This window comes from Paraburkholderia heleia NBRC 101817 (assembly GCF_000739775.1).
Taxonomy (GTDB): domain Bacteria; phylum Pseudomonadota; class Gammaproteobacteria; order Burkholderiales; family Burkholderiaceae; genus Paraburkholderia; species Paraburkholderia heleia.
Window position 1 is genome coordinate 133,167 of record NZ_BBJH01000023.1, and the last position, 11,867, is coordinate 145,033.

The window sequence follows — 11,867 nt, forward strand, 5'->3', positions numbered from 1 at the left end:
TCAGAGCGGCGCTTTGGCCAGCCAGCGTTCAAACCAGCCGGCAGCCAGCTGCGTCACTTCTTCGAGCGCGCCGGGTTCCTCGAAGAGATGGGTCGCGCCGGCCACGATCGCCATGCTGTGCTCGCAGGTCAGCTGCCCGGCGGCTCTCTGGTTCAGGCGGATGACGTCCGTGTCGCGTTCGCCGACGATCAGCAGCGTTGGCGCAGCGACCGAGGCGAGCGCGGTCCTCGCGAGGTCCGGCCGCCCGCCCCTCGACACGACGGCACGCACGTTGTCAGTCTGCGCCGCCGCGACGAGCGCGGCCGCGGCGCCCGTGCTCGCTCCGAAGAGCCCGACAGGCAGCGTTGCGACATCCGCCCATTGACGCAGCCATACAAGCGTCGCGACGAGCCGGCGCGCCAGCAGCGCGATGTTGAAGCGGTACGTGGCGTCGACGTCGTCATGCCGTTGCTCGTCCTGCGTCAGCAGATCGAACAGCAGGGTCGCAAAACCCTTGCGCTGCAAACCGGCTGCCACGCGAGCGTTTCGCGGGCTGAAGCGGCTGCTGCCGCTGCCGTGCACGAACACCACGACGCCGCGCGCGTCGCCGGGAATCTCGAGGATTCCGCCCAGTTTCACGTAATCAACGGGAATCTCGACCTGCAGGGTTTGCATCTGTCTCTCCCGGGATCGCCTACGCGCGCCGGCATCGCGTGCCGGGCACCATCGCGTTGGGCTTCTTCCATGCCGTTCCAGTTCTTTACATCGCGGTGCGCACCAAGCGCCCCCTTTGCCTGGATCATCGTGTCTGCGCCGCTTCGCCCATTGACTTCGATCAATCACCTGCTCTCCTCCTCTGGGAGGACACACGCTGACCTGGATCAACGCTCCTGCGACCCAGCCGTCCATGCTGTAATCGAGCCCGTCTGGGCGCCGCTACAACGCCAATCAGGCGCGACGCGGATGGCGGGAAAGAGCGGACGTGCTGGACACGCGTTCGCTTACGAGGCCGCTTCCGCCGCTTGCGCGTACGATGCGCTCGTCGGCTCGCGAAATCCTGGAATTCCGCTAGCCGGAATCAGCTGGCCCGAGGTCAACAATGTGGTATGCCCTTGTCGAACAACAGCGTGAATGGATGCGCGCATGGCACGCTGCGGCGCAGTACGCGCGGCATGCATGCGATGTGTGGCCCGCGCCGCCGCTGGCGCATGCCGCCTCGTCCTGCTATGCGGACCTGTTCGAACCCCTGCTCGGCCTCGCGGAGGCGCCGCCACCGTTCGCGATCCGCTCCATCGCGCTCGATGGGAGGCATTGCGATGTTGACGAACATATCGTCGCGCATACGCCGTTCTGCGACCTGCGGTGCTTTTCGCGCGCGCGTGCCACGCGCGCGGTCCTGCTGTGTACACCGCTGGCCGGTCATGCGGCCGTCATGATGCGGGAGACCGTCGAGGCCCTCCTCGCCGACGGCGACGTCTATCTCACCGACTGGATCAACGCGCGCGACGTGCCGCTCGCCGCCGGCCGTTTCGGCCTCGACGAGTACGTGGCAATGCTCGACGCATTCATCGACCGGCTTGCCGGGAACAAGCGGCCGCTGCACATCGTCGCCGTCTGCCAGTCCACGTTTCCCGCGCTCGGGGCACTGGCGCTGCGCGCGCAGCGCGGCTGCGCGCCGCCCGCGAGCATCACGCTCATTGGCGGCCCGCTGGACACGCGTATCCATCCGAGCGCGCTCGGTCTCGCGGCCGAGTCGCATTCGCTCGGCTGGTGCCAGCGACACCTGATCGACATCGTGCCGGCCGGGTTCGCCGGGCAAGGCCGGCACGTGTTTCCGACCTACCTGCAGCAGGCTGAAATCGCGGTTGTCTATCCGCACCGTTACGTTGCGCTGGTCGATCGCTACGCGCAAGCTACCTCGCGCGGCGACACCCGCGCGTTTGCCGACGCGCGCCGCGCGTTGATCGAGTACACCGCGCTGCTCGACATGCCGGCCGAATATTTTCTCGATACCGTGGACATCGTGTTCCATCGCGCCATGCTCGCACAGCACGCATGGCGTGTAGGCGGTACGCTCGTCGACCCTGCGGCGCTGCGGGACGTCGAACTGCTGACCGTCGAAGGCACGCACGATGCCGTCACCGGCGCCGGACAGACGCATGCGGCCCTGGCGATGTGCAGCGGCATTGCGGCAGCAGCGCGCCAACGGCTCGACGTCGAGGGTTGCGATCATTACGGGCTGTTTACGGGCGAACGCTGGCGCAACGACGTGCACCCGGCGCTGCAGGCGGCTTTCGGACGCGCAGAGGCGGCCCGGGTGGCGGCCGCGGTCAAATCGGCCTGATCCAGGGCGAACACGTCACCGGCGCCCAAGCCACGCAGGTGCGCCGCCTGGTCCAGCGCCTCCTTGAGCCAGATCAACCGACACCGGGTCGCGGCTGCCACCATGCAAGCAGTTCCCTCCGCCGCCACCGACCGCCTCCACGCGCCGGGCGAGCGGAGCGCATTGGCCGTGCCCTCGCCTTCATGGGGTTGAAGGAAGCCGCACACCGGCTCGTAAAGACCTACTCGGGCGGCATGGTCCGCCGGCTCGAAATCGCTCAATCCACCCGGCACCGCCCGCGCGTGCTCTTTCTCGACGAACCGACGGTCGGGCTCGATCCCGTCGCACGACAGTCGGTCTGGGAGCAGGTCGAGCGGCTGAAGTCGCGCTTCAACGCCGCAATCTTGCTCACCACGCATTACCTCGAGGAAGCCGAACACTTGTGCCCGCCGCGCGCCGCTGGTTTCGTTCGCGGCGAAAACCCTCGTGCTCGGAAAGTCGCTTGGCGGCGGCGTGCGCGCGCTCGTGCAGGCCGCGGTCATCATGCTGCTCGCGCTCGCGATCGGCGTGCATCTGCGCATCGACCCGCTTTCGATGGCAGGTGTGGCGTTCTTCGTCGTGCTCGGCGCGGCCGTCTTTTCTAGCTTCTCGCTCATCATCGCCTGCATCGTGAAGACGCGAGAACGCTTTATGGGTGTCGGACAAGTCCTGACGATGCCGCTCTTTTTCGCAAGCAATGCGATCTATCCCACTTCGTTGATGCCACGCGCGCTGCAGATCATCTCCCAGTCCAACCCGCTGACCTATCAGGTCGATGCACTGCGGCGGCTACTGTTGCCGGGCTTCGCGAGCGCTGCAGGCCCCGGGCTCATACTGGACGCCGCGGTGCTCGCGCTTACGCTCGCCGTGCTCGTCGCCGTGTGCGCCCGGCTCTATCCCGATCTGGCACGTTGATGCACACAGGCGCAGAAGCGGGCACATGAAATTCAAAACGCTGCTCCGGCCTACCTTGCTCCTACGCACGGTTCATCTGGCCGCTGTCTCACGCTCGCGCGCGGCGAGTGCCTCCTTGATCGCCTGCACGAAGCGGGAAACCTTCTCGACTACCGCGTCGGTGCGCATGTCTTGCGCGGAGACAGCACAGGTCGCGATCGGCGCACGCCGCGCGAGCTGCGTCATCTGCTCGAATGCGTCTTCGCTGCCGCGTGCGCCCATCGTGCAGAAGAATGCCACCGTGCGCATCTGGTCCCAGTGCAGCGAAAGCCACGTCGCAACCGGCGCCGAGGCGCGCGCCGCCCACACCGGCGTACCGATGAGGACGACGTCGTAATCGGCCGGCGCATGCGTCATCGGCAGCAGGTGGGCGGGGCGCCGGCGGACCACGTCGAGGATCGAAAGCAGGAAACCCAAAGGGCCCGCACGGCGCCGTAACTCAACCTCGCGCAGCCGTTCGTAATCCCCTTCGAGTTCGGCGGCGAGCCGCCCGGCAAGCTCCGCCGTCGTCTCGCTGCGCGAATAGAAGACCACGAGAATTCGTGATGGTGCGTTCAAGGCCGCCTCCATTCAGTTTCGTCGATGCGAACCGCACCGCGCTATGCGCGGCGCTTCTCTTCGAGATGCGGTTGGCGCGCCGCGACAAGACGCAGCTCGTCGAGCAGGCTCGCGGCCGCATGCAGCAGATCGTCGAGCGAAACGATGCCGATCAGCCCGCCGTCTTCGCCGACCACGGGCAGCCGGCGCACGCCATGCAGGCGCATGCGCCTCGCGAGCAGCCAGACGTCGTCGGCGCCTTCTGCGATCCACGCGGGCGTCGACATCACGTCGCCGGCGTACAGCTCGCCCGCCTCCGCGTCCGGGCTCACCACGGCCAGCACGATGTCCCGATCGGTCAGCACGCCGAGGGGCACGCGCACGCCCTCCTTTTCCTGCACCACCACCAGATCGCCTGCGTGCAGCGCGCGCATTCTCGCCGCGGCTTCGACGATGGATGTGTGCGGGTCGCAGGTGGCGACCTCGCGTGTACAAAGCGTGGCAGCGTTCATTGCACATCCTTCCATACGGCAAGCAATTCTTCACACGAGCCAACATAGCTCCCGTCTTCACACACGAGCGCGAACGGGACGCTCGCGCTCTGGGCATGCTGGGGCAAGAAGTCCGCGCCCAGCGCGTCACCGAACCGGTGGACGACGAGCACGCCTGCACAGACGATGGCCGAGGCCGTCACGATCCCGAACGCCAGCCGCTCGAATCGACGAAAGAAGCGATACATGGCGGGGTTCCCTGTCTCAATCGACGTTCAGAAGGTTGACGATCGTGTGCACGCCCGGCGTCGCCTTGGCCGCGCCGTAGACGAGCTTGCGTTCGGCGTACGAAGCAACCTTGCCGGTCAGGGTGACCGTGCCGCCGTCGATCTTGATCTCGACGTGCTTCGCTTCGCGCTCGCCGTGCCGCCCAATGGCGTCGCGAATTCCGCGTGCGATGTCTTCGGCCGAGGTCGCGCCGCGAATGCGAATCTTGTTGTTCACGCCGGTTACGCCGAGCAGATGCGCTATTGCCTGTTGCGCGGCGTGACTCTGATAGCCCCACTCGCACTCGCCGAGCAGTGTGACGCACCCCTTCTCGACTTCGACCTGGACGTCCTGATGGTTGACGCCGACGGTCCATTCGAGGATCGCGCGCGCCGTGTTCGCGATGTCCTCGTCGCTGCGCGCTTCGTGACGCGGAACGCGCACCGCCATCTCCACGGCGATCCCGCGCACGCCGGCCACCCGGGCAGTCGCCCTTTGCGCGGCGAGCTTCGCCGCGTAGCTCGCCGGATGCCCCGAGAGCGTCACGACGCCGTTCGACACCTCAACGCCGATCGACGCCGGCTGGATCGACAGGTCGCATGCGATCTCAGCTTCTACGTCACCTTTGATTTCCAGATCCGATTTCATTGCAGTCCACTCCTCATTACGTTCCGCCGCCGTTTCGCTTCACCCGGGATTCACGCCGCCGGTACCGAAGCGAAATGCCCGCGGACGAATTCACGCACCCGCGCGAGGTTGGCGGAGGCCGTGGCGGGAGGCATTGCCGGGCCGACTTCGTCGAAATGCAGATGCCCGATCACATCGAAACCGGATGCGCGGAAAACGTGCGTGTCCTGCAGCAACTGCATCGCTTGCCACCGGCCATCCTGCACGAACGAGGCCAGTGGCGCGGCCGAGATCGTCACCACGACGGCGCGACGCCCCGACAGCAAGCCGTGCACGCCGTCCGGCTGGGTCTCGTACGCGAAGCCCCGGCTAAACACGCGGTCGATATAGCCCTTCATCATCGCCGGCATCGCCATCCACCAGAGGGGATAGACGACCGTCACGACGTCCGCCGCAAGCACGTCTTTCTGCGCGATCACGACGTCTGCCATGCGCACGTGCACGTCGCTTCCTTCGGTCAATTCCTCGGCGGACAGCACGGGATTGAACCCCATGCGGTACAGGTCGTGGACACGCACGTCATGGCCGATGCGAACCAGCTCCCCCAGGTAGGCACAGGTCACGCTCATCGTGAAGCTGTCTTCCACGGGATGCGCGACCACGATCAGATGTTTCTGCATGGCGGTGGCTCCTTTCAAAAAACCGCTGCACGAACAGGCTTCATCGTGCGCGCGCCAGCCGCTAGCCGATTGACACATGTCAATCATGCGGGGATCCCCTGCCGGTCCCCCAGTTCACTCGACGACCAGCTCGTCCACGACGCGGCGCACGCCGCGCGTCGCCCAGGCGGCGCCACATGCCGCTCGCCGGTCGCGCAGCGACGACACCTTGCCGCTCAGCGTCACTACGCCGTCGTCGACCGCGACATGAATGCCCGCGAACTCCCGCTGCGCGCGGCGTGCGAGCGCGGCCGAAATATGCTCGCCGACGTGAGCCACGGCGTCGCTGTTGCGCACGGCAATCCGGTTGACCACGCCCATCACGCCGCGCATGCGGCTCACCACTTTCTCGGCCAGATTGCGCTGATAGCCCCAGTCCACGTCGCCAACGAGCGTCACGCAGCCGCGCTCCACCTCGACGTGAACCTGGTTCTCGGCGAGACCCGCCTGCCAGCGCAGCGCAACCATGATGGCTTCGGCGAGATCGACGTCCGAATGCTGAACCCTTGGTGGCCGCTCAACCGCAAGTTCGATGACGACTGCGCGGCACCCGGCCACGCGCTCGACAGCTCGCCGGACGGCCATTTTTTGCGCGTAGCCGGGCACCGTGCCCGAAATCGTTACGATACGGTCCTTAACGCCGACATCGACACGCGAGACATCCACCTCGGGATCCCACGCGAGTTCGCATGCCACCTCATCTCTCAATACTTCATCGGTTTTCATCACCGCCTCCTGTCGAGCGTGCTGCTCATTGCGCCGCTTCAAGCATCGCTCGGCGCAACGCCGCGCGGCTGATGTCGATCAATCCATCGCGCGGCGCGCCGCCTGACGTCCCGTGGTCAGCTCGACGATTTCCGCGGTGATCTCGTCCTGGCGCATCGCCCGATACTGTTGCGAAAGACTGGCCAGCCGCGCTTGCACGTTCGTGCGCGCCGCGAGCATTGCGCGCACGCGTGCCTCGTTCTCGGCGGCGAACGCGAGCATCAACGCTTCGCACAGTTCGAGCGATACGTAAAGTTCGACGAGCCTCGCCAGAAGCCGCACGGGCGGCACGTTGACAAGCGGCGGCAGCGCGCGCGGCGTCACGTGAAAGCGCGCGAAATCGAATGGAATGAGCGTGCGCTGCGCGATGCGCAGCCGCGACTCGCCTGGCAGCGCGTGCGTGATCGTTACCCGTGTCGCGCGCGCCCCATCGGCAAGTCGTGCATAGAGCGCATCGGACACCCGGGACGCGAGATGAGGAACGGCTGCCGGGTGCGCGGCCATCGGGGCAGACCAGGCCTTTACGAGGCCACGCTCCGCACACGCGCTCACGAGCCGTGTGCCGACCAGCAGGCAATGGCCGGGGAGGCCGCGAGGGAGGCGCAGCGCCGCCTCCGCAATCCGGTCGTTGAGGCCGCCAACGAAGCCCTGCTCCGCGCCGATGACGATACGCACCTCGGCGCGCTCGTCGTCCTCTTTCATCGTGCCAGTCGACGCGCCCGACGGGCTGAAGGCGAGGACGTCCCCGATCGCGGCCCCGGCCGCCGCCGCGCAAGCGCGGATTCCCGCGAGCCTCGCGTGCGCGTCGTGCGAGCGCGCCGCGGCAATCCCACGCATGGCGCCGACCACCGCTTCGAGTTGATGGGTCGCGCCAATTCGCGCTTCGATCTCGCCGAGCTTGCCGCTCATGCAGCCCCCTTGCCGCGCGCGACACTGCCCGCGCCGGCCACCATGCCGGCGATATGTTCGCGCACCCGCTCGCGCAACGCGGCAACGCCTTGGGACAGTTCGCGTTCCGAATCATTATCTGTCGTGTGCGCGCCGCTTTGCGTTAAACGCTCGCGGATCTGTGCGACGGCACTGACAGGCAACGCATCGAATTCGCCTTCGGCGAGTGCGCCGAGCAGCGCGACCTGCGCGGCGGTGCCAAGCGGGCTCAAGCGCGGCTGCGCGAGCAATGCGCGAATCCGTTCGCCACGCGCGATCTGCGCATTGACGCGCGCGTCGGTCAGGCCGCCGAAACGCGCGAACATCTCCAGTTCGAGGAACTGCGCATAGTCGATCCTCAGCCGCCCCGCTACCTGCCGTAGCGCCTGCACTTGCGCCTTGCCGCCCACGCGGCTCACGCTCAGCCCCACGTTGACGGCCGGCCGCTGGTTCGATGCGAAGAGCGCCGCGTCCATCACGAGCTGGCCGTCGGTGATCGAGATCAGGTTGGTCGGAATGTAGGCGGAGAGATTGCCCGCGTCGGTCTCGGCAATCGGCAGCGCGGTGAGCGAGCCGCCGCCCAGTTGCGGGTTCAGCTTCGCCGCACGCTCTAGCAGTCGTGCGTGCAGATAGAAGATGTCGCCGGGGTATGCCTCGCGCCCGGGCGGCTCGCCGGTGAGCAGCGCCAGCTCGCGGTGCGTGGCCGCGTGCTTCGAAAGATCGTCGATCACGACGAGCGCGTGCTGGCCACGGCCGCGGAAATACTCCGCGACCGAGAAGCCCGCGAACGGCGCGATCCATTGCATGCCGGGCGAAGCCGACGAAGGCGCCGCCACGAACACGCACCGCTGCGGCGCGCCGCGCGCGCGCACGGCGTCGATCACGCGCTGCACCGCCGTGGCGCGCTGGCCCACCGCGATGTACACGCAGATGACGTCGCTCGAGCGCTGGTTGACGATCGCGTCGACGGCGAGCGAGGTCTTGCCCGTCGCCCGGTCGCCGATGATGAGTTCGCGCTGGCCGCGCCCGATCGCGAACAGCGCGTCGACGATCAGCACGCCTGTTTCGAGCGGCTCGCTCACGGCATCCCGCTCGACGATGGCGGGCGCCGGGCGCTCCACCGGCAGCCACGCCTCGGCGGCGAGCGGCTCGCCGCCGTCCAGCGGCCGTCCGAGCGGATCGATCACGCGCCCGAGCAGCCCCTCGCCCACGGGTATGTGAACCACGGCGCCGGTGCGCTCGACGCGCTCGCCGGCTGCCACGGCCGCCGCGCCTTCGAGCAGCACCACGTTTGCGAAATCGGCGTCGAGGGTCCGGACATAGCCCGTCGCGCCGCTCGCGAAGCGCACGGTTTCGTCGAGCGCGACATCGGCGAGCCCGGCGATGCGTGCAACGCCGTCGGCCACGCTCGCCACGCTGCCGTTGGTCTGTGCCTGGGGCGAAAGGTGCACGCGCGCGAGTGCGTCTTGCGCTCGCGCAAGCCAGTTCTGCGTTCCGGACTCAGCCGCGCACACCGTCATGCTCCAGCAGTGTTTCGCGAATGGCGTCGAGATCGTGACGCAGATGGTTGCGCACCGCCGCGTGCGCGCCCGTGAGTTCGAGCCCGGCGATCAGCGTGGGGTCGGCGCGCACGCGCAGTTTGACGCGGCGCCCGAGGGCCGCACCGAACGCCTCCTCGCAAGCCTGCTGCTCGGCGGCGCTCAGTGCGCGCGGCGCGGCCACGGCGAGCGGCTCGCCTTGCGCGCCGAATTCGGCGCGCGTTTCGGGCGGCAGCTTCGCCAGGGCCTCCGCCGTAGCGCGGATGAAACCCTGCACACGCGCCTGCGGCGGCATGCGGTCGAGCAGGCGCCCCGCAATCTCCACGGCGAGCCGCACCGCGTCGTCCTCGATGGCGCGCGACTGCGCGGCGCGCGCGCGGGCGATCTCGCGCCCGGCATGCGCGCGCAGTCGCGCGGCTTCGGCACGTGCATGTGCGAGCAGGGCGGCCTTGTGCAGTTCGGCGTCCGCCTCGGCGGCCTGCAGCGCTGCGTCGCGCGAGGCGGCGAGCCGCGCGGTCTCCTCGCGTGCGGCGTCCTGCTCGGTCTGCGCCGCCTGGCGGCACGCCTGCGCATCCGCAAGCAGCGCCTGCGCCGCTTTCTGGCGGGCAGCAACGATATCCGCCACGGGGCGGAACAAAAAGCGCCCGAGCAGCCAGACCAGCACGAGGGCATTGACTGTCTGCAGCGCGAGCGTCGACCAGTCGATATGCATGGCACTCGCCCGCTACTTGACGAACGGATTGGCGAACAGCAGCAACAGCGCGATCACGAGGCAATAGATCGCCATCGTTTCGATCATCGCGAGGCCGACGAACAGCGTGCGCGAGACGGTGCCCGCGGAATCGGGCTGGCGCGCGATGGCGTCCATTGCGGCGGCGACAGCGCGGCCTTCCGCAAGGGCGGGACCGATGGCGCCGAACGACACCGCGAGCGCGGCCGCCGCGATACTGACGATTTCGATGAGGTTCATGGCTTGTTTTCCTGTGCGCGATGGCCGGGGCCCGCGCGCTCGCCGCCCGCCGCGGCGCCGACGAATACCATTGCCAGCACCGCGAAGATATAGGCCTGCACGGCGCCGGTGAGGAGATCGAGCGCCATGAGCGGAATGGGCACGAGCAGCCCCGCGAGCGATAGCACGATGCCGACTACGAACACGCCGCTCATCACGTTGCCGAAGAGGCGCACGACGAGCGAGAAGGTGCGCGTGAGCTGCTCGACGACGTTCAGCGGAATCATCACCCAGGTCGGTTCGGCAAAAGTCGCCAGGTAGCCGCGCAGGCCGCGCGTGCGCAGGCCGTGAAAGACGGTCGCCGCAAGCACGATCAGCGCGAGCGCCGCATCGGTTTCGAGATGCGCGGTCGGCGGTTCGACGCCGGGCAGCAGCGACGACCAGTTCGCCGCCAGCACGAATACGAAGAGCGTGCCGATCAGGGCGCGGTACGGGGCGGGGTCGCCTTCGATGGTGTCGCGAATCTGGCTGTCGAGCGTCGTGACGAGCAGTTCCAGCACGGTCTGCGTCTTCGAAGGTGTGAGCGTGAGCCGCCGCGTGAGCAGCACCGCGGCGGCGGCCATGCAGGCCATGATGATCCACGTGACCACGACCGGCGCCGCGATCGACAGCGCGCCCAGGTGCCAGAGCGGCGTCGTGGCGAGAGGCGAGGCTTTCATCGTGCCTGCACCGCCGCGCGCAGCACGGCATGGCGCGCAAGCAGCAGCCCGGCCATGCCCGAGAGCAGCGCGGGAATGCCTGCGCGCGCGAGTGCGAACAGGAGCAACGCGGTCAGCACGCAGCGCACGCCCTGCGCGCCAAGCGCGAGACCGATTCTGCCCGCCGCAAAATACCGCGCGTTCCAGCTCAGCGCGGCGAAGTGCGCCGCACCGGCCGCGATGCCGGCGGCAAGACCCGCCACGCATGCCCAGATCGTCGAGTGCTCAGTCATCCTTATCACCCCGTTCCTGTCGATGCATCCACTTCCACGCGAACCAGAGGCCCGCTGCCGCGCCGAGCATGAGCATCGGCGCCGAGAAGAACACGCGCGTGCCGAACAGCCGGTCGAGCATGTGGCCGATCGCGAGGCCCGCCAGCGTGGGCAGCACGATGGTCCAGCCAAGAATGCCGATCTGCCCGAGCCGGCTGCCGAGCGACGGCTCGGGTTGCGCACGGCCACGCGCTTCGCGCCCGGCGGCATCGCGCGCGGCGCGCGCCATATGGTTGGGCTCGGGTGACGGGTCGTTCATCGCCCACGCTCCTGCGCCACCGCGATCTCGTGCCCATCCGGCACGACTGGGCCGCGCAGATAGCGCAGCATCTGCCGCACGGCCTGCGCATGCAGGCGCACGGTCTCCACGCGCACGCGCCGCTCGGCATCGAGCTGCGCCGCGCGCACGCGGGCGACTTCGTGCTCGAGCCGCTCGAGGCAATCGCCGACGATCGCCTCGCGGCAAGCAACGGCCACCCGGCGTCCGCCGGACACCGTCATGAGTCCGCCATCCACCGCGCAGTAGTGCCGCGACCCGTCCGGCGCGACCCAGCGCACCACCGAAGGCACGAGCATCGTGATGAAGTCCGCGTGGGCAGGCCGAATACCGAACGAGCCGCTCTCGTCCTCGGCGCGCACCGAACCGGCGGCCTCATGATTCACCACCACGTCGAGCGGCGTGGCGATCGTCAGGTCGAGCGGCGCGGCATCCATGCTTGCTC

General features: G+C 68.1%; 17 protein-coding genes and 1 pseudogene. 3 read left to right on the forward strand and 15 right to left on the reverse strand.

The features are described 5' to 3' along the window. On the reverse strand, positions 1 to 654 hold the full coding sequence (locus BHE01S_RS19920) for a dienelactone hydrolase family protein (RefSeq protein ID WP_042266936.1): 654 nt from the start codon (positions 652 to 654) through the stop codon (positions 1 to 3). A 424-nt stretch (positions 655 to 1,078) separates the two neighbouring features. Here BHE01S_RS19920 and phaZ point away from each other — a divergent pair, with 424 nt between their 5' ends. From phaZ to BHE01S_RS19930, 3 genes and pseudogenes are all read left to right on the forward strand, one after another. Beyond that, positions 1,079 to 2,323 carry a polyhydroxyalkanoate depolymerase gene (gene phaZ / locus BHE01S_RS19925; RefSeq protein WP_042266938.1) on the forward strand — a complete coding sequence of 415 codons (1,245 nt, stop codon included), beginning with the start codon at positions 1,079 to 1,081 and terminating at the stop codon, positions 2,321 to 2,323. A 38-nt stretch (positions 2,324 to 2,361) separates the two neighbouring features. Next, positions 2,362 to 2,568 (forward strand): annotated as a pseudogene (locus BHE01S_RS39150) (hypothetical protein); the annotation flags it as partial. Positions 2,569 to 2,788: 220 nt separating this feature from the next. Beyond that, entirely contained in the window at positions 2,789 to 3,256 is a 468-nt protein-coding gene (locus BHE01S_RS19930) for an ABC transporter permease (protein ID WP_245639790.1), read from the forward strand. A gap of 72 nt (positions 3,257 to 3,328) precedes the next feature. Here BHE01S_RS19930 and BHE01S_RS19935 read toward each other — a convergent pair whose 3' ends face one another. The 14 genes from BHE01S_RS19935 to BHE01S_RS20000 form a co-directional block, all read right to left on the reverse strand. Then, a complete protein-coding gene (locus BHE01S_RS19935; RefSeq protein WP_052406005.1) occupies positions 3,329 to 3,853 on the reverse strand; it encodes a flavodoxin family protein in 525 nt (174 codons plus the stop codon). A 41-nt stretch (positions 3,854 to 3,894) separates the two neighbouring features. Continuing rightward, complete coding sequence (locus BHE01S_RS19940) at positions 3,895 to 4,344, reverse strand: CBS domain-containing protein (RefSeq protein ID WP_042266940.1); 450 nt, start codon at positions 4,342 to 4,344, stop codon at positions 3,895 to 3,897. Further along, on the reverse strand, positions 4,341 to 4,571 hold the full coding sequence (locus tag BHE01S_RS19945) for a hypothetical protein (RefSeq protein ID WP_042266943.1): 231 nt from the start codon (positions 4,569 to 4,571) through the stop codon (positions 4,341 to 4,343). Before BHE01S_RS19945 ends, BHE01S_RS19940 begins: the two co-directional genes overlap by 4 nt. Before the next feature lie 16 nt (positions 4,572 to 4,587). Further along, entirely contained in the window at positions 4,588 to 5,238 is a 651-nt protein-coding gene (locus tag BHE01S_RS19950) for a BON domain-containing protein (protein WP_042266944.1), read from the reverse strand. Positions 5,239 to 5,288: 50 nt separating this feature from the next. Beyond that, positions 5,289 to 5,897: an NAD(P)H-dependent oxidoreductase gene (locus tag BHE01S_RS19955; RefSeq protein ID WP_042266945.1), complete on the reverse strand. Its 609-nt coding sequence runs from the start codon at positions 5,895 to 5,897 to the stop codon at positions 5,289 to 5,291. 114 nt (positions 5,898 to 6,011) lie between these two features. Further along, complete coding sequence (locus BHE01S_RS19960; RefSeq protein WP_042266947.1) at positions 6,012 to 6,662, reverse strand: BON domain-containing protein; 651 nt, start codon at positions 6,660 to 6,662, stop codon at positions 6,012 to 6,014. A 78-nt stretch (positions 6,663 to 6,740) separates the two neighbouring features. Then, positions 6,741 to 7,610 carry a F0F1 ATP synthase subunit gamma gene (locus tag BHE01S_RS19965; RefSeq protein WP_042266948.1) on the reverse strand — a complete coding sequence of 290 codons (870 nt, stop codon included), beginning with the start codon at positions 7,608 to 7,610 and terminating at the stop codon, positions 6,741 to 6,743. After that, the gene (locus BHE01S_RS19970; protein WP_042266951.1) at positions 7,607 to 9,148 is read right to left on the reverse strand and encodes a F0F1 ATP synthase subunit alpha; all 1,542 of its coding nucleotides are present in this window, start codon (positions 9,146 to 9,148) and stop codon (positions 7,607 to 7,609) included. Before BHE01S_RS19970 ends, BHE01S_RS19965 begins: the two co-directional genes overlap by 4 nt. Then, positions 9,129 to 9,878: a F0F1 ATP synthase subunit B family protein gene (locus tag BHE01S_RS19975; protein ID WP_042266952.1), complete on the reverse strand. Its 750-nt coding sequence runs from the start codon at positions 9,876 to 9,878 to the stop codon at positions 9,129 to 9,131. The genes BHE01S_RS19970 and BHE01S_RS19975 overlap by 20 nt, the downstream gene beginning before the upstream one ends. A 12-nt stretch (positions 9,879 to 9,890) precedes the next feature. Then, positions 9,891 to 10,136: a F0F1 ATP synthase subunit C gene (locus BHE01S_RS19980; RefSeq protein WP_017774099.1), complete on the reverse strand. Its 246-nt coding sequence runs from the start codon at positions 10,134 to 10,136 to the stop codon at positions 9,891 to 9,893. Beyond that, on the reverse strand, positions 10,133 to 10,834 hold the full coding sequence (locus BHE01S_RS19985; protein WP_042266954.1) for a F0F1 ATP synthase subunit A: 702 nt from the start codon (positions 10,832 to 10,834) through the stop codon (positions 10,133 to 10,135). Before BHE01S_RS19985 ends, BHE01S_RS19980 begins: the two co-directional genes overlap by 4 nt. Continuing rightward, positions 10,831 to 11,106 (reverse strand): N-ATPase subunit AtpR, encoded by a 276-nt coding sequence (locus tag BHE01S_RS19990; protein ID WP_042266955.1) that lies wholly within the window; start codon positions 11,104 to 11,106, stop codon positions 10,831 to 10,833. The genes BHE01S_RS19985 and BHE01S_RS19990 overlap by 4 nt, the downstream gene beginning before the upstream one ends. Beyond that, positions 11,099 to 11,404, reverse strand: a complete 306-nt coding sequence (locus tag BHE01S_RS19995) for an AtpZ/AtpI family protein (RefSeq protein ID WP_042266958.1) — start codon at positions 11,402 to 11,404, stop codon at positions 11,099 to 11,101. The genes BHE01S_RS19990 and BHE01S_RS19995 overlap by 8 nt, the downstream gene beginning before the upstream one ends. Further along, positions 11,401 to 11,859, reverse strand: a complete 459-nt coding sequence (locus BHE01S_RS20000; protein ID WP_042266959.1) for a F0F1 ATP synthase subunit epsilon — start codon at positions 11,857 to 11,859, stop codon at positions 11,401 to 11,403. The genes BHE01S_RS19995 and BHE01S_RS20000 overlap by 4 nt, the downstream gene beginning before the upstream one ends. Positions 11,860 to 11,867 lie beyond the last annotated feature (8 nt).